This is a genomic window from Opacimonas viscosa, from assembly GCF_024199005.1.
Taxonomy (GTDB): domain Bacteria; phylum Pseudomonadota; class Gammaproteobacteria; order Enterobacterales; family Alteromonadaceae; genus Opacimonas; species Opacimonas viscosa.
The window spans coordinates 24,426-41,946 of sequence record NZ_JANATA010000008.1 but is presented as its reverse complement, the minus strand read 5'-3'; the positions used below and the strand labels follow the sequence as shown (position 1 = coordinate 41,946).

General features: G+C 34.9%; 14 protein-coding genes. 5 read left to right on the top strand and 9 right to left on the bottom strand.

Annotation, left to right across the window (positions count from 1 at the left end; genetic code table 11):
* Nucleotides 1–16: 16 nt before the first annotated feature.
* From asnB to NLF92_RS06010, 5 genes are read left to right on the top strand one after another with little or no spacing between them, the layout of a single operon-like run.
* A complete protein-coding gene (asnB, locus tag NLF92_RS06030) occupies nt 17–1,897 on the top strand; it encodes an asparagine synthase (glutamine-hydrolyzing) (RefSeq protein ID WP_254099833.1) in 1,881 nt (626 codons plus the stop codon).
* Nucleotides 1,887–3,014 (top strand): glycosyltransferase, encoded by a 1,128-nt coding sequence (locus NLF92_RS06025; RefSeq protein WP_254099831.1) that lies wholly within the window; start codon nt 1,887–1,889, stop codon nt 3,012–3,014. The genes asnB and NLF92_RS06025 overlap by 11 nt, the downstream gene beginning before the upstream one ends.
* The gene (locus NLF92_RS06020) at nt 3,007–4,173 is read left to right on the top strand and encodes a glycosyltransferase family 4 protein (RefSeq protein WP_254099829.1); all 1,167 of its coding nucleotides are present in this window, start codon (nt 3,007–3,009) and stop codon (nt 4,171–4,173) included. The genes NLF92_RS06025 and NLF92_RS06020 overlap by 8 nt, the downstream gene beginning before the upstream one ends.
* A complete protein-coding gene (locus tag NLF92_RS06015) occupies nt 4,170–5,075 on the top strand; it encodes a glycosyltransferase family 2 protein (protein ID WP_254099827.1) in 906 nt (301 codons plus the stop codon). Before NLF92_RS06020 ends, NLF92_RS06015 begins: the two co-directional genes overlap by 4 nt.
* A complete protein-coding gene (locus NLF92_RS06010) occupies nt 5,075–6,310 on the top strand; it encodes a hypothetical protein (RefSeq protein WP_254099825.1) in 1,236 nt (411 codons plus the stop codon). Before NLF92_RS06015 ends, NLF92_RS06010 begins: the two co-directional genes overlap by 1 nt.
* On the opposite strand, the gene NLF92_RS06005 is transcribed toward NLF92_RS06010, so the two are convergent.
* The 9 genes from NLF92_RS06005 to xrtA form a co-directional block, all read right to left on the bottom strand.
* Entirely contained in the window at nt 6,294–7,763 is a 1,470-nt protein-coding gene (locus NLF92_RS06005; protein WP_254099823.1) for a lipopolysaccharide biosynthesis protein, read from the bottom strand. The two genes, NLF92_RS06010 and NLF92_RS06005, sit on opposite strands and share 17 nt — an antisense overlap.
* The gene (locus NLF92_RS06000) at nt 7,760–8,755 is read right to left on the bottom strand and encodes a hypothetical protein (protein WP_254099821.1); all 996 of its coding nucleotides are present in this window, start codon (nt 8,753–8,755) and stop codon (nt 7,760–7,762) included. The genes NLF92_RS06005 and NLF92_RS06000 overlap by 4 nt, the downstream gene beginning before the upstream one ends.
* Nucleotides 8,755–10,122, bottom strand: a complete 1,368-nt coding sequence (locus NLF92_RS05995; RefSeq protein WP_254099820.1) for an oligosaccharide flippase family protein — start codon at nt 10,120–10,122, stop codon at nt 8,755–8,757. The genes NLF92_RS06000 and NLF92_RS05995 overlap by 1 nt, the downstream gene beginning before the upstream one ends.
* Complete coding sequence (locus tag NLF92_RS05990) at nt 10,122–11,396, bottom strand: glycosyltransferase (RefSeq protein WP_254099819.1); 1,275 nt, start codon at nt 11,394–11,396, stop codon at nt 10,122–10,124. The genes NLF92_RS05995 and NLF92_RS05990 overlap by 1 nt, the downstream gene beginning before the upstream one ends.
* A 1-nt stretch (nt 11,397) precedes the next feature.
* Complete coding sequence (locus NLF92_RS05985; protein WP_254099817.1) at nt 11,398–12,687, bottom strand: putative O-glycosylation ligase, exosortase A system-associated; 1,290 nt, start codon at nt 12,685–12,687, stop codon at nt 11,398–11,400.
* A gap of 105 nt (nt 12,688–12,792) precedes the next feature.
* A complete protein-coding gene (locus NLF92_RS05980) occupies nt 12,793–14,055 on the bottom strand; it encodes a right-handed parallel beta-helix repeat-containing protein (RefSeq protein WP_254099815.1) in 1,263 nt (420 codons plus the stop codon).
* Nucleotides 14,052–14,627: an acyltransferase gene (locus NLF92_RS05975; RefSeq protein ID WP_254099813.1), complete on the bottom strand. Its 576-nt coding sequence runs from the start codon at nt 14,625–14,627 to the stop codon at nt 14,052–14,054. Before NLF92_RS05975 ends, NLF92_RS05980 begins: the two co-directional genes overlap by 4 nt.
* On the bottom strand, nt 14,624–15,910 hold the full coding sequence (locus NLF92_RS05970) for a TIGR03087 family PEP-CTERM/XrtA system glycosyltransferase (RefSeq protein ID WP_254099811.1): 1,287 nt from the start codon (nt 15,908–15,910) through the stop codon (nt 14,624–14,626). Before NLF92_RS05970 ends, NLF92_RS05975 begins: the two co-directional genes overlap by 4 nt.
* Entirely contained in the window at nt 15,907–17,520 is a 1,614-nt protein-coding gene (gene xrtA / locus NLF92_RS05965) for an exosortase A (protein WP_254099809.1), read from the bottom strand. Before xrtA ends, NLF92_RS05970 begins: the two co-directional genes overlap by 4 nt.
* Between the last annotated feature and the right edge of the window lies 1 nt (nt 17,521).

Here is a 17,521-nt window from a genome sequence, read left to right as displayed (position 1 = left end):
AAAAGGATTTTATGTCATGTGCGGAATAGCAGGTTTTCTCACACAAGGAATGCAACACCCTACACCTGAATTATTACAGGAAATGGGTGAAGCGATTGCGCATCGCGGTCCAGATGCCTTTGCGACCTATCTCGATAACACCGTAGGTCTGGTCCATCGCCGTCTTAGTATCATTGATCTATCTTCAGCGGGCGTCCAACCGATGTACTCTGCAGATAAACAGTGTGTGATTGTATTTAACGGAGAAATCTATAATTTCCAAGCCTTACGTGAAGAATTAGTCGCGGACGGTTATCCATTCCAATCACATACCGACACTGAAGTCATTCTCGCGTTATACCAAAAAGAAGGCATTGACTGCCTAGCAAAGCTGCATGGAATGTTTGCTTTTGCTTTATGGGATATGCGCACGGAAACACTATGGCTAGCCCGGGATCGTATAGGCAAAAAACCGCTGTATTACTACGAGAAGGATGGGCAGTTTATCTTTGCCTCAGAAATCAAAGCTATTTTAACGCTACCCGACATAGATCGTTCTGTGCGAGATGATGCCGTATATGACTTTTTTGCTTATCAATACGTACCTGATCCCAAAACCATCTTCACTCACATGCATAAATTAGCCCCTGGGCATGTGATGCAAATCCATCAGGGTAAAAAGACAATTAGACAGTATTGGGATGTCTCCTTTGCCAACAAGACAGAGTCTAGCCTAGATGTGAATACGGAGCGTTTGCAAACATTACTCAAAGAAAAAACAAAACTAAGAATGCTGGCTGATGTTGATCTCGGTGCGTTTTTAAGTGGTGGTGTAGATTCTGGTGGCGTAGTTGCCATGATGGCACAACAATCAGAGAAACCCGTCAAAACCTGTACGATTGGATTTGATGACCCGAAATTTAACGAGACCGAATTTGCACAGATGGTTGCGGAACAATACCACACAGAACATCATGAATTTACGGTGCATCAAAACGTAGCTGAAACGCTTGAGGATATTGTTCGGTATTTTGATGAGCCCTTTGCTGATCCCTCACTCGTTCCGACATTCTATGTCAGTGAATTAGCTCGCCAAGCGGTGACTGTTGCGATTGCTGGTGACGGTGGCGATGAGGTATTTGCTGGATATGAAAAATACACCGTGGATGCATTAGAAAACAAATTGCGCCAAAAATTTCCAAAGGGTTTACGGGAATCTTTATTTCCCAAATTAGCGAATCTGTGTGCCAAAGGCAATCACACCTTTTTCAAGAAAGGGAACTCGTTACTCACCAGTTTAAGTACTGATCCTGCTATGGGTTTTTACATCACCAACTCACAGATCACAGACGAACAATGGGCCCATCTAGCAAATACGGAATTTCAAGATAGATTAGGTGAGTATCATCCTGCGCAAATCACACTAGATGCTTATGATAAAGCTGACGGTACAGACCATTTGGACAAAATTTTATATACCGACCTAAAAACGTATCTACCAGGTGGGATCTTGGTAAAAGTAGATCGGATGAGTATGGCTAACTCGCTAGAAGTACGCGCTCCTATACTGGACAAGGAAGTGATTGAGTTCGCAGCGCAATTGCCTCCAGAGATGAAATTTAAAGATGGGGAAAAGAAACACATCTTAAAAGAGGCATTTAAACCCCTTTTACCCAATGATGTCCTATACCGCAAAAAAATGGGCTTCAGTGTGCCTTTGGCAACATGGTTCCGTGAGCACATCCATGATATTGCTAAACGGTATTTATTCGATTATGAACATGGTTTAAGGGACTATTTTGATGCTGAGGTGATTGCCCAATGGTGGCATGAACACCAAACCGAGAAAGCAGATCATAGCCAAGTTTTGTGGAGCATGTTGATGTTCCAAATGTGGTGGGTGAATTATGTCAGATAAAAAAATCAAAATATGCCACGTTACCTATGACATGCGGATCGGTGGTACTGAACAAGTAATATTGAACTTAATATTAGGAACTAAAGATCAATTTAATCACCAAGTATTATGTATTGAATCGCCATTAGGCCCATTTGCAAAAAAACTAATTGACGAAGAAATTAACATTCAAAGTCTAACAAGAAAGCCTGGATTTGATATTCAACTGCTTCAGCAAATTCGGCAGTATATAATGAATGAGGAAATAGATATTCTTCACTGTCACCAATATACGCCTTGGAGTTATGGCGTGTTAGCCTGTATTGGGTTAAAAACCAAGGTAATTTTTACAGAACATGGTCGTTTTTATCCTGACTCTATTTCATTTAAACGTAAAATAATCAATCCATTGCTAAGCTTAGTAACAGCAAAAATCACAGCGATTTCTCATGCTACAAAAGAAGCATTAATCACATACGAGAACTTGTCGAAAGAAAAAATAGAAGTCATATATAACGGTATAGAAAAATTAAAATTCCATAATACAGAAACTGAAAAATTAGATTCTTTAAAAGAAAAATTAGACTTAAATTCAAACGATTTTATCTTAGGTACGATTGCAAGATTTGATCCGATAAAAAACCATGAAATGATGATTCGCTCAATTGCAGAACTAAATTCCGAAGGGTTATCTTGCACCTTGATTCTGGTAGGCGATGGAGAAAATAAACAACAACTAGAATCTTTAATTGACCAACTGAATATACGAGAAAAAGTAGTAATGACAGGTTACCAACCTAATCCAAAATACTACTTTAAATTATTTGATGTATTTTTGTTAACTTCATTTAGTGAAGGTACTTCCATGACACTTCTTGAAGCCATGTCATTAGGGTTACCATCAATCGTAACAGACGTTGGCGGTAACCCTGAGATCATTACACATAATAAAAATGGAATTGTCATTCCATCGAATAACACAGATTCACTCAAAAAAGCTATCAGATCTCTTTACGATAATACAAGAATAAAATGTCAGTTAAGCTCTAATGCTATGGATGATTTTAATAAGTTTTTCATAGCAAATAAAATGAATCAGAGATATTCAAATATTTATAAGGATATAGTGAATGGCTAATTATGCTATAGATGGACGATTTCTTATGCGAAAACAGAGAGGTATGCCTGTTTATGTATATATGGTGTGCAGTCACTTACCTATACACATGCCAGATGACCACTTTTATATTCTAGTAAACTCAGATTTCGAACATAATGAAAAGGAAGCTGATTATAAAAGTAGAATAGAAAATGTTAGCAATTTAACAAATGTAACAATTATTGATTTGAAAGCAGAAGATGAAACATCATGGGAGTTATCAATAGTAACTAGGTGGCTGAAAAAAAATCCTATTGAACTACTTCATATGCCAACCAATAGAGTATTGATAAATTCAAATGTTAAACAATTAGTTACTCTACATGATGCAATGGAATGGAAATTTTTAACTAGAATTCATCACATCCCTGATAATGCCAATTTTAAAACAAAACTCTATTTCCTAAAAAAAAGGTTATATGTTTGGTTGGTTTATAGTTATGGCCTACGCAAAGCAAAAAAAATTATGACCATTTCCAAAGCGGCGATGAAGTCAATCAGTCAAGAATTTACATTTTCTTCAAAAAAAATGGATTTTGTATATCATGGTGTTCCATTTAATTATGTTCCGTGTTCCGAACATAAGAACAAAGATACGAGACAAAACGTCTTAATGTTAGGTGGTGATAGTTATCAAAAAAACCCTGAAAACGCCATAGCAGCCTATGCGAAGTTACCACAATCCACCCGAAAAAAACATAAACTTGTTATTGCAGGATTTACTGGAAATAATAACTCGATTATAAAAAAAACAATTAAAAAATTATCTATCGAGGATTATGTGGAAATTCATACTTGGGTATCGGAAATTACATTAGTAAATTTATTTCAGAGATCAGTAGCTTTATTATTTGTTTCAAGAGAAGAAGGTTTTGGGTTTCCATTAATCCAAAGTATGGCCGTTGGAACACCTGTAGTAACTTCAAATGCAGATGTATTGATAGAGATCACACAAAAAAAACTGTTACATGCCCCTGCAGAATCCGCAACTGAGATATCAGAAAAATTGATGATATTGCTCGAAGATGAAGAAATATGGAATGAGCAAAGGGAAAAGTGCCTAGATTTAGCGAAGCCTTTTTGTTGGTCACACTCAATGGACAAACTAGCGATTACATACAAGGAAATAACGCAATGAAAAAACCAATGATTTCTGTAATCATGGGCGTATATAATGGATCTAAGCACATTCAAAATGCTATCTTTAGTATATTAGCTCAGTCATTTAAAGACTTTGAACTGATTATTATCAATGATGGAAGTACTGATGATACATTATCAAAAATCTCCGCTATCTCAGATCCTCGTTTAATTGTAATAGACCAAAATAATCAGGGACTCACAAGATCTTTGAATAACGCATTGAAAATTGCAAAAGGGGATTATATCGCTCGTCAGGATGCAGATGATATTTCAATATATAATCGTTTCGAGAAGCAATTAGCTGCTTTTGAGGAAGATAAAGAACTTTCCCTTGTGGGTTCATCTATGTTTATTTCAAACCCGAACGGTATCTTTAATGAGATATTTCATTACCCCAAAACTGACGCTGAGTGTAAATCAGCACTTATTGATTATAACCCATTCATACATGGTGCAATAATGATGAAAAGGTCAGAATTAATTGATGAGGGGGGGTATAATGAAAACTTTAGATATGTTCAAGATTATGAGCTTTGGAGCAGATTAGTCCCTAAAATAAAATGTGAGAACTTAGCTGAACCACTTTATGCTCGACTCAGAGAAAGTGACTGTAGTGAATCAACTATAGACAAAACTGAATATGTTAATAAAATCCAAAATCAATTGAAAAATCACGAAAATATCAGATTACAACGAGAGTCTTTCACTTCAAAAGAAATTACAACTCAAGGCATATATCCACTACTTAGTTATCCACACAAATATACATCCCAATTAGCACTGACATTTTCAAAAATGGCGAAAATTGCGAGGGATAATGACTTACAAAGTACTGTTCTAAAAAGAAACGCACTATTTTATTGTCCATGGTTCGGAGTGTTCAAGGAAGCTGTCTAATGAAAAGTAAAGTTAATTTCGAAAAAATTAAATCATCGATCATTTCATATATTAATCGTATTGAAGTTAAAAAATGTGAAGTAAATGCATTCCCATTTCCTTTACAGGAAGGACAACCTGGTTCATTCTACGGGACATGTTTTGCAGTATTAACTGCAGAGTTAATGGATTTTGAACTACAAAAAAGTGAACATATAAAACAAGCACTATTAACAAGGTTAGATAATGAGTCAGGCTGCTTCAATAATGAAGAATTTGATGATGAGGATTTTCCGAACAGTAGGCAACACAACCAACAATATTTATATTTACAAACAGCTTATTTTGGTAGAAGTGCATTGTATGCCTTGGGGTGCGAAAATTTACCACCTGTAAATTTTGCTTACGAGCTATGTAAAAAGGGTATTGTGTATGAATGGCTCAATGAATTAGATTGGAATAACCCTTGGCTTGTTAGTAATCTAGATATGTTTTTAGGTATTTTTTTACTAGAATGGCAAGTACATAAACCTGAATGCCCTTTTATTACAAATGGTTTAGATGATTATTTTAGGTGGCATGATGAACAGCAGAGTACAAGTGACGGCTTCTGGGGTTCAAACACTGATCCTCTTGAACGCATGGCCGGTGGATATCATATATTTGTAATATATGATGCTATAAATCGAAAAATACCATATTTGAAACAAGCTGCCGAGGTAACTAAAAAACTAGCATGGGATGATAAACTTTTTGTCTATGGTGGCGGTGGTGGAGCCTGTGAGGATATGGATGCAATCGACATTCTGGTTAGAGCTTACCTAATAGATACCAATAAAAGCGAAATTCATAAACAAGAATTAAAAAATATAGCTGAACGCATAGGATTTGCTATTAATAAAGATGGTGGCTATGGTTGGAGGGTCAGACCAAGTGCAAAATGGATTTATTCACTTATCCAAAACAATGACTACAAAGGATTAAAAGGCGGAATAAAAACATTATTATTTAAGCTAAAAAGTCGTAGTCAATATAATTCAATTCATTTATATAGTAGTTGTAAGTTTTATCCTTTTAAATTAGGTGAGTCTGACACTTGGTCAACTTGGTTTAGAGCTTCAGCATTAGCAATGATAGCAAAAGCTGTTCCAGAAATGTTTGATGACCAATGTGATTGGTATCTACATAAAAGACCTGGATTGGGTGTTGATATACATGTTAACAATGAAACAACTAAAACTAAGACATCTTTTTAATTAAAAATTTTATTCTATAATTATTATATTTTAAATCTATTTTTTCAAGTATATATATAAAACTACTTCTAAAAAATAAAATAAATACTAATGGATACACTATAAATCCAGTCATTATTGAAAGTAATAAAGAAATGCCTTGTGAAAAATTAACTAACAACATATTTTTCACAAGGAAAACAACTGATACCATGATAATACTAACTATAATAATCGGATATTGTTTTCTAAATATATCCATAAAAGACTTATCTAAACGTTTCAGGCCCAGGTAAACAGAAAAATAACTCGGAATCAAAGAAAAAACCATTCCCCAAGCCACACCAACTATTCCCCAAAAAAAAGAAAATAAGGACACAAAAAACAAAGTAAACAACATAGTAACAATAGAAATCTTAAATGGAATATCAGGACGATTATCAATCATAAATATTGCACCGACTGATTGAGGCCAAACACGTAAAATAGTACATAAAGCCAGTATTTGCAGAGGAGGAATTACCTCAACCCACTTTTCCCCCCATACAACAATCACCATAATATCAGCTACTGCAAGCATACCACCTAATACAGGAAAAACGATTAATGATAAAAAATAGATCGTATCAGAATAGAGATCGAAAATAGCTACCCTATCACCTTTAAGCTTTGACATTGAAGGGTAAATAACTAAACCTATTGGCTGTACTAAACGCTGATGAATCAGAAAAGGGATTCTGTAAGCAAATTCATAAATACCCAAGAAATAGGTACCTAAAGTTTTACTTACAATTAAATAATCAAGATTTCCAGTAAGGTAATTCATGATAGAAAATCCCAAAGTATTCCAACCAAAATTAGCTTGTTCAAGATAGGAATCTTTAGAAAATTGAAAGGAAGGTTTCCACTTTGTTTTAAATAACATAACTGAAGAAACTATACATGCATTGAATAGCATTCCAAAAACAAGAGCCCAATACGTATAATCAAAAATTATTACCAAAGTCAATATAAGCATTGTCTCCAGCAGTGTTGCAAAAACTTGAATAATATTAATAACCTTGTAATTCAGATTTTTAACAAGAATTAAATTTGGAATAACTTCGAACAAACTAATCAGGAAATTAAAACTAATAATAGCTAATATTGAAATTAAAACAGGTTCATTGAAAAAAACAGAAATTGGATATAAAAATATAAACGTTAAAGAAAACATAACAAAACGGCTTGCTGCAGTAAGCCAGAAACAAGTTTGATAATCAACATCCGAACAATGACTTTTTCGAACTAAGGCACTACTAAAGCCTACAGAGCCAAGGGTAGATATAAATGTAAAAAATAATATAGCTAATCCGTAAAGTCCAAAATCATCAGGTGATAAATATCTAGCAAGTACCATGCTAGAAAGAAAACGAATCAAAGCAATAAAGACCCCACCGTAGACTTGCCAAGAAATTGCATTAGATGTATTCAATAGTTTTTCCTAAACTTGAGTATTAATGTATATTTTAAAACAAATAAAATAGCCCAAAAATACTTAGATAATGAGAAATTATATTTAGCATTAATAATATGACTCTTGAAAAACATATGCGGACATGGACTTAAGATTTTATCCAAGGCAGTTTCAGAACAGTAATTTTTTTTGCTGCTTTGCTTGATTTGTTGTAATGCAGAAGAAATAGTTTCAGTGGTATTTGCCAAAATGCAACCAGGTAACTCCCAAGAATAAATAACATGCTTGTTTAGTTGAAGTGCAGTTAAGGCCATTCTAGGTAGACCATCATGTTTGGTTTGACGTAAAAGTATATTACATTTATTCCAAACAATACTCATATCTTCAACATAACCATACGAAGTAACATTTGAAAATGAAGATAATGAATGGGTTTCATCAGCAACAATATGGAAATGAAAACCAGGATTCGTTTTAATAACTTCATGAATTAGATCATATTTAAAAAAAACTTTCCTCGAGCTCGGTAAGTATACTAAAACCGATAAATTCAATGAGAGATCATATTCTTTAGAGTAGTTATGATTAAGAGGATCTAGTACTGATGGTACGTATTGTGACTTAATATGTAGTGATTCAAGTTCTTTTACCAAATGGTGTGAAACAGCTAATTGAAAATCAGAAAATTTTGCAAGATCATAAGCATTTCTTGCCATGAACTTGTCTTCTAGACAAAATAAAACATCACTACCAACCCACCATCTTACAATTTTCTTATTCAAGAGTTTTGCAATAGCATAATTTCTTACTCTGTATTCTTGTGGACCATCATAATCAAGAAAAATTACAATATTGACTTTCTTAAGTATATTAAAGTAAAAACTAAAGTTTGATGTATCCTCATCAAAAATATTATAAACTTTACAATCTAATTTCTTTAGTAAGATAGATAGCGTATTCAAAGGACGACCTTTAATAGATGAATCTTCACCCATAACTAAAACATTCATTAAAAAAATCCTTTTTTATAATCCATTAAAAATAAGCAAGAAAAATAAACCATTAAGAAAATTACAATTTCAATCAAAAAATAAAAATCACAAAAAAACACTAACAATGAAGATAGCAAAGCAAAAGAAATCAAAACCATAAAATCCATCAATAACGTACCGAATGGCACATCTAAGACAATGGTAACCAGACGTAATATAAATAATAAAGAAAAAACACTAAAAAAAGATCTAAATAAAGCATAAAAGCTTATATCTTCAAACTGGCCTATTAGTAGCAACCCTGAAAACAGAATAAAAAACTGCCACCATTCAAAAATGACAAGCCTTTTTATTTTATCGTTTGCGATAAGGTATTCTTCAATTATTGAATATATTGAAAATTGAAAAACAAAAATCATAAAATATGAAAACAAATATGAGTATTCAGACCAATTATCACCAAGTATAAAAACCACAATTTCATTATGATATAAAAAAAATAAAGAAGATAGGGGAACAGAGAAAGTCATCATTATCTTTAATATATCTAAAAGGGGAGTTTCTTTTTCAATACTATTATTTACAAAATACCTTAAAACAGGCTCTGTCACTGGCCTAATAAAATCTCTACCTGGTATAGTAGCAAGCTCCTTATTTTTTGAATAATGTCCTATTTCAGTAGCACTAAAGAAAAATGAAGAAATTATTATATCAATTTCTGACCTCAGATAACCTACTACTGATTGCGCATATGACAACTTTACAAATGTGATTTGAAATTTATAATTACTCAACCCTAAACCAAACCGGTTTGGAAACCATAAATACGAAATAACTAATTGAAAAATTGAAGTGAGTATTATTGATAAAACTAGCGCCCAAAAATTCCCAATAAAAAAAACAAGAATAATTGAACATAACACTGAAAAAACCTTGGTTATCAATTCACATTTTATTATACATTCATACCTTAACTCTCGCTTTAGTAAAATTAAAACAGGATTATTTATTGAGTTTAAAATTATTATTAAAGAGCATAATGAGATAACAATTAATAATTCATTATTTGTAATACTATAAATCACCATACATATTGTAATAACCCCAATTATAACTATACATTTGGTAATTATATTAATTGTGTATGCTGTATGAATGTCACTCCACTTTATTTTTTTTTTATGGTTTATGTATCTTTGTGTACCAGACTCACTAAGAACATCAGCAAGGAATGTTATAGATGAGGCAATAGCTATTATGCCAAAATCTTCTGGGCTTAATAGCCTAGCTATGATTACCAAACTAAGAATACCCAAAGCCTTCACAACAAAATTATTACTCATTATTTGTTGCATTGTTTGTAAAAGTATTTTCTTATCATTCATCAAGCATTTACTTTAACGTTTGAGGACTCCAAGACCTTATTAAATGTGATTGCAAGATTTTTGGTCAGGTTTTTTCTTTCATATTTCCACAATTCATTTTTATTTATGGCTGGGCAATCTATTATCCTCGTTTCTGCTATTTTACGAATAATATGATCTAGTTTTTCTGGTTCTTTCTTATCAACAAGCAAAGCCCCGCCTGTCTTTTCTAGAAACTTCCATAATTCAGAATCAGCGTCTATATATGCCAACACAGGTGTGCCACTACCTAAGTATTCAAATATTTTTCCTGGTAAACATAGTTGGGAATAATCACTATCAGGAGTCGTTACAAACAGGCAATCTAATTCTTTCATTAACTTCACTGCTTTCGAATGTGGTATGTATCCCAAACATTCTATAGTTGTATTTTTTTTAGTAATTTTTGATACTTTTTCTATATCAAAGCCTGCTCCAATGAACTCCACTTGAATTGCTTGTGCATCAGATAATTTATTAATCGACATAATTAACTGTTCTGGATTATAATTTTCTTTCCAAACACCAATATATCCAAAGCTGAATTTTCCATTTTCCTTTGTCTCGGTTTCGATTGTAAATTCATCATCATCAAAACCGTTTGTTATTACTGTAATTTTTTCAGAATTATTATTAATTTTTTCAGATAAGACTTTTCCTATTGAATTTGTAACTGTTATTACATGATTTGCAGAATTGAGTAATTCTAATTCTAAATTTAACTCTTTATTACTAACAATCTTATTTCCGAATTGCGCATAATCTTCGGTCCAGAGGTCTCTATAATCTATAATAAAGGGCACTCCAGTTTTACTTGATATTTTTTTTGCAACAACAAAGGATGACCATGGAACTCCAGAGGCATATATTAAATCTAACTTGTTTTTTGTAACTATCTGAATCCCTTTTTCTGTAGCTGCTTCGATCCAATCTCTATATATATCTGGAAATTTATTTTTTTCTCTTAGCCTCCAAACTAATTTATCGGTTATAAAACCAGCTAGTGAATCAGGTAAATATTTTGTCCAGTTAGATATTGTAATTTCTGATGTCATAGGTACACGAAATATATCTTTCACCATTGATACTTCATCTAAGAGTTTTTTATCTACATTGTTTCCCATGGGATTTGTTCCTGTTAGAACATATGGTTTCCAACCAAATCTACCAAGGTATTTACTGAATTTAACACTTCTTTGAGTTCCAGAATTTGCAATTGGTGGGTATAAATAAGCTATAAATAAAACCTTATTCATTTCAATTCCTTTTGTTATTTTCTACTTCTTGTTTTAAGATGACTGTTGCTGCGAATAAATAGTATATCCAAGGATAAAAAGCATAATTTACAAACATTCCACCCGCGCAGTAGACCAACATTGAAATAATTGTTGCACGACTAAACATTTGAATATATTTATCTTCAGTATGAACTTGTAGTAATCTTCTAGATGTGAAGAAAATATAACTTAAGATACCCAAGTAAAATACCAGTCCAACAAAACCAGACGCACCAGTAACCTCAAATAAAATATTATGATATGCCTTAGGGTAAGGTGTGCTTATAACGACTTCATTTTCTCTTGAATAATCAGCTAATTTTCCTGCGTTTGCTCTATAAGAAAGGAACCCTCCACCAGTCAATGGGTTCTGTCTAAAATAATCTACCGCCCATCGCCAAACAACTACTCTTCCCATTGCCGAATCTTCTGTTGCAACAGAATCACTACTTTGTATAGTACTCATCCTATCAAACCATTCTTGAGGTGCTAATGGAAGTATTATAAAAGGTATAATAACGGCAACTGCTATAATTTTAGATTTTTGTTTCGAATACCAAACTGCAAATAGTAACAATAGAACTAAACAGACTAATCCAGACCTTGCCTGCGTCCCAATCAGAATAAGGACACAGCACAAAGAGTAACCCAAAGCTAACCATTTAAAATATTTTATCTTTTCAGCTATCTGTGAATTAAATCCTAAAAAAATCAATACTGGTATAATGCTGAGCATCTGGTTTGTAAGAATACTTCCTTCAGACCACATCGTAGAGAATATTCCAATAAGGTTCATACCATAACCTCCACCTCCTAATAGTGACTTAACACCACCAAAAAAGGCGAACGTAGCTAATGATATAACGGATATCCATAAGAATTGCTCTAAATGTTTTCTAGATATAATTACGAAAGGAATTAGATAGCAAAATATCATTGATTTGATAACGTTATTATATTTTAACGCTGCAAAAGTTGGAAAGTGAGCGTCAAAATGGGAAATAGTAAGCCATGCCATAAACCCAATAGATAGAAAATGATAAGTTTTAGAACGTGGAATTCTTACCTTTTTTAGATTTAATAAGCATATTATTAAAAAAAATAAAGTGAATAAAAAAGATATTGGTTGCCCACTCATAAAGGCATAAGATGATTCTTGAGGTTTATAAGTGTTTATCCAGATCAGACCACACATAGCGATATGTGGTCGAGTCATTCCATATATTACAAAAAAAGCAACAAGAATGAGAGTAATCAGATCAGATATCATTGATCTTTCTCATTATTTTTGTAATGCAGCAGTAGCCAAATAATAGCTACAAACATTATTAATTTGCCAAGTCCTTCTACACCCATAAGTCCATTTTCCGTGTAATTATATAGTTTTTGCGTATAAATTTTTAACAGATAACTGTTGTAATCTTTCTGTTAAGATCACAGTCATTTTTTCTAGAGAAATGGAATCATTATTCCGAAGAAGTGCTTCGCCCTGATCTCTTGATGATACATTTCTATTAGTATAATTATTACTAATCTGCACTTCCTTTGTTTCTTCAAATCTATATTCAATCGCTCTTGGATACGAATGAGATAAGAATATATAATTAGAATATATCTTTGTACCAATGCTTTTTTCAACCGCTATTCCAGTATCAGCAAAGGGGTCAGAAAGATCGGAATGGAAAATGATATTATGACTAATTTCACCATTTTTATTGGCATATTCCATATTACTTTTTTCAACACCTAACCCCATTCCAATTGCACGATCGTTATTGATGTAGATGTTATTTGTTATAATGTTATCGGCACTATTCATCCAAAAATGTACCGCATATTGAGAAATATTTTGTTTTGGACTAGCTATATCTCTGAATATTGAATTAGATACTTGCCAACTCTTAGCTCCTAATGCATCTACACCACCTGTGTAGTAATTTGGAGCAATTCCATCTGTATACAAAAATATGCAGTTTTCAACAATACCGTAATCGCCAGATATCTGTGGTCTATTATTTATATCGTAAGAAACCTTGAGCATCTGTTGATATGAGTCTTGAAAAATTATATTTTTAAATACTGTAAAATCTACATCCAACTCACCAGCTACTTGCACCAAGTGATAGGATGCATCTTGTAAAGTAACACCATCAATTTTAAAGTGTGAATTATTCACCCTAATGAGGTTTCCCATACCACCTCGCATCCCAGTTCCTTTAATGACTGTCTGGTAAGGGTTTCCACTTAGAGACATAAGAGTGATATTTTCTGCATCAATATTAATCGTTTTATTAATCTTATATACTCCATCGATAAGATAAATAATAAAATTACCCTTTTGATTTGCTTCGTTTAATGCTTCCCAAAACTCCTCAGTATTACTCACATATCTAAACTCATCATTAGATGATACTTCCACCCTAGAGGCTTTAGTAAAATCTTTTAATACAATTTTGGGCTCTTCAAATGGTTCTACTTCTTTAGCTAAACCTACTTTTTCTTTTACTTTATAAACATAATAATCAAAGTTTGCTCCCCCTAAGACTTTCAAACCAACAAAAGCTAATCCACCAAATATAAACAATGCCCCTACTGCAAACACCATCCCATGAATAAACTTCATCATTAATGATTTCATAAACCCACCTGCTTAATTACCTTTCCTGGATTCCCACCCACAATCACCCCTGCCGGCAACTCGTTAACTACAACACTGCCCGCAGCAATCACAGAATTATCCCCTACACTTGCCATGACAATAGCACCATTCCCGATCCAACAATTCTCGCCTATACTGATTTTCTCAAAGACACCGCCTTGCTCTTTGATTGGTGTACCTGGATCTGAAAATTCATGCTGCTTTTTACCACTTAGGATATGTACACCACTGCCTAGCAAGGTGTTTTTTCCGATACTGCATTTCCCGATATTGCATTGCGGCCCGATATAAACCCCATCATCGATACTCGTATCACAATGCGAGAATAATGCACCAAAACCAATAAAAGTCTCTTTGTGGCATTCAGTAGCAGTCCAATACATAAAACGCACACGTAAATAACTACCTAACTTACCTGGGAACAAACTCAAAAACTGAGTAAACGATTGCCATAAACTATCTTTATCTGTCGTGATTAGGCTTAGTATCTTGTACAACGCAAAGTAAGGAAAAATAAGTAAAGCAATCAACCATTGCATGACAGATTTCATGCACACTCCTTATCCTGTTCTGCTCTTATGCATGTCGCTGTTACTGTATCTGTCTGCTGTAACAGTGCTTCAAGTAAACTGAGCTTGCCCGCCCAAGAATACTCTGCATGGATTCTTGCACTCGCGGATTTGCCTATTGCTGCACGCACATCAGGTTGAGCTAATTGACTTAATGCTTGTTTATATTCTGTGGCCGAATTAGCCACAATAAGCTCGGTGCCTTCTGCCGCAGTGATCCCCTCCAAACCTAACTCACTGGTGATCACTGGCAAGCCACAAGCCATTGCCTGTAGAATTTTGTTTTGGACGCCACGGGCAATTTGAAATGGTGCAACAAACACATCTGCGCGGTGAAAATAAGGCACAATATCATCGACTAACCCGGTCACATGAATACTGCGTTGTTTGCCTAGTTCTAAAATCTTACTCGTAGGCGACATCCCAGCAATCGTTAATTCTGCTTGGGGATTGTGTTGTAAAATACTCGGCCAGATGTACTCACAAAACCACAACATTGCATCGACATTGGGTTTATAGTCCATAACACCCACAAACAAAAAATGCTGACAATCTGCGTTGATATCTGGTTTTGGTGTAAATATTTTAGTATCAATCCCATTGCCTAAAGTATGAATCTTTTGCTCTGAATGTACCGCTTGAGACTGTGGTGTAGCATTCACTTTAGACAATGTGTCCTGTAGCAATTGCACCTCTTTATCCGAAATCAAAAAACACTGCGTAAATTTCTCAACAACCACTTGTTCTAAGCAAGCAACTTTCTCTGCTTCCCTGTGGTAAACCCAACGCATCGGCCATGCAGACTGTGCGGCATATTGACGCCACTTATCTGAATCTACATCCATGAAATCCATAAACAACAGCGTCGTTTTTTGTAAGCGTTCATAGTGAACTGAAGCGAAAACATAACGCGCTAAACTTGATGCACATAATACCAATGCGTCATATTCGTTTTGTTCAAGGACATTATCAAAAAGATTTTGTAGTTCTGTTCGATAAAACTTCGCCTCACTCAACGAACGACCACTACAAAGTGCTTTTGCAAAACTAAGATATGGTTGACCGAGTTCACCGGAAAAAGTTTGGTTTACCCCTTGGCTACGCAGTTGCTCTATGTGCGCTTTATCTTTACCGCTGTGCTCTGGCATGAATACATCTATGCTATGCCCTTGCTCTAGCAAATATTCAATTTGGTGAAAAGAACGTAATTTCTCACCTTTATTAGGCGGATATGGAACGCGTTGGCAAACATACAATATTCTCATGGTCTTCTCTGCTCTAATACTTCATGCTTGGTCAGTGCAATATAAGCAACACCACTGCTAAATTCAGCAAATACTGCGGCGACAATTTCTTCGTATTGCTCAATTTGCTCAGTATTTGTTGTGGCAGTGAAACTCACGGCCACCATTCGCATCGCTCCAGATTGATTGAGCAAATTGGCAAACGTTTGCGCTAATTTGACTCGAGTTTTACTCGTGTAAAATTCGCCTGCAAACCAATATGCAAAGTACACGAAGCGTTTCTCAGAGTTAACCGACGTAATTTGTTGGGCTTTGACGGGCCAATCAAGCCCCGGAGAAAATACTGATTCTAGGGTCCAGCGCGCTTGACTGAATAGCTTGTTGTGAAACCCAACTAATTCTCCTTGGGCGCCATCATACGAAACTTGGAATACCTCGTAAGCCACACCTCGACGTTGCAATGATACGAGCTCTTGACTCGCAGAATCAGCGAACTGTGGTTGCCAAACTGTCGGTGTCAAAGAACGGTGCAGAACATCACTGTTTGCAAAATTCACTGTGAACACAGCTTTCGGATCGGGCGTTTTATCCAACACCGATAAGCCCCACAGGCCACCGGCTAATAATAATCCTAACACGCTGTAAAATGGGCGTTTATTCACTGTCGAAACAAAAAGTGGCGGTGCCATGTTTGGTACCCTGGAGTCAAGCTGATTAGTCGGTTTATCGCCACGTCTAAACACTTCCCCGATAAGAATTAAACTGATAATAACGAGTGAAAAGAAGAACCAACCGTAGATGAGATGATCCGCACCTACTGCATGCTCCATATCCGTCAAATGCCCTGTTAAAATAATACCGTAGACCCTTACCGCGTTGGCTAAAATAGGGTAGACGACGGCTAATAAGACAAACAAAATACGGCGCTTGGGACTGCGTAAATTCATATACGCATAAAGATTGCCGATCACGACAGAGGCAATAAAAAAGCTAATACCCGAACATGCTTCAGCTACTAAAAAACGTCCTTCTGGGATTTCAATAAACAGGCCAGAACGATATAAAGGCACGCCGGTAAGCTGTAAAAAATACACCGAAATATCAGCTGTTACCTCTTGTAAGAAGGGGATCATTTCCTCGCCGATGGGAATGGCAAATAGCATAAAACACAAAGGAAAAATAAGATGATACGCTGCTCGATTCCCCAACACAGCCCACAATAAAGTCGGAAGCATGCTGAACGTCGCTATGTGCATTAACACTTGGATGTCACCTGCCAACCCCAAAACATACACTGCGATTTGGCCACAAAGAAAAGGTAGCGCCCACCATGTAGGAGATAAAGCAATGTGTGCCAATTTGGTACGCTCTTGATAGATCAAATAAAACGCACCAGGAATAACAAAAAAACAATGCTGAAAAATTTCAGAAATGGCCCAGATCTCTATCGCTGAACGCAACCCAACATAACAAAATACCGCCCACCCACACACGGCAATTATCAACATAAACCAAGTCGAGCGACTATGTGACACAGGTTGCGGTTGACTTGATAAAAGTGAACCATCTGGCGCAGCTAATTCTGCTGTGTTTAACTTCGGATTACTCGTATTGAGGTTTGCATTAGACATA

What these genes read in the sequence shown, in the direction of transcription:
- asnB (WP_254099833.1), top strand. Translation starts at nt 17, where the DNA reads ATGTGCGGAATAGCAGGTTTTCTCACACAAGGAATGCAACACCCTACA.
- NLF92_RS06025 (WP_254099831.1), top strand. Translation starts at nt 1,887, where the DNA reads ATGTCAGATAAAAAAATCAAAATATGCCACGTTACCTATGACATGCGG.
- NLF92_RS06020 (WP_254099829.1), top strand. Translation starts at nt 3,007, where the DNA reads ATGGCTAATTATGCTATAGATGGACGATTTCTTATGCGAAAACAGAGA.
- NLF92_RS06015 (WP_254099827.1), top strand. Translation starts at nt 4,170, where the DNA reads ATGAAAAAACCAATGATTTCTGTAATCATGGGCGTATATAATGGATCT.
- NLF92_RS06010 (WP_254099825.1), top strand. Translation starts at nt 5,075, where the DNA reads ATGAAAAGTAAAGTTAATTTCGAAAAAATTAAATCATCGATCATTTCA.
- NLF92_RS06000 (WP_254099821.1), bottom strand. Translation starts at nt 8,755, where the DNA reads ATGAATGTTTTAGTTATGGGTGAAGATTCATCTATTAAAGGTCGTCCT.
- NLF92_RS05995 (WP_254099820.1), bottom strand. Translation starts at nt 10,122, where the DNA reads ATGAATGATAAGAAAATACTTTTACAAACAATGCAACAAATAATGAGT.
- NLF92_RS05990 (WP_254099819.1), bottom strand. Translation starts at nt 11,396, where the DNA reads ATGAATAAGGTTTTATTTATAGCTTATTTATACCCACCAATTGCAAAT.
- NLF92_RS05985 (WP_254099817.1), bottom strand. Translation starts at nt 12,687, where the DNA reads ATGATATCTGATCTGATTACTCTCATTCTTGTTGCTTTTTTTGTAATA.
- NLF92_RS05980 (WP_254099815.1), bottom strand. Translation starts at nt 14,055, where the DNA reads ATGAAATCATTAATGATGAAGTTTATTCATGGGATGGTGTTTGCAGTA.
- NLF92_RS05975 (WP_254099813.1), bottom strand. Translation starts at nt 14,627, where the DNA reads ATGAAATCTGTCATGCAATGGTTGATTGCTTTACTTATTTTTCCTTAC.
- NLF92_RS05970 (WP_254099811.1), bottom strand. Translation starts at nt 15,910, where the DNA reads ATGAGAATATTGTATGTTTGCCAACGCGTTCCATATCCGCCTAATAAA.
- xrtA (WP_254099809.1), bottom strand. Translation starts at nt 17,520, where the DNA reads ATGTCTAATGCAAACCTCAATACGAGTAATCCGAAGTTAAACACAGCA.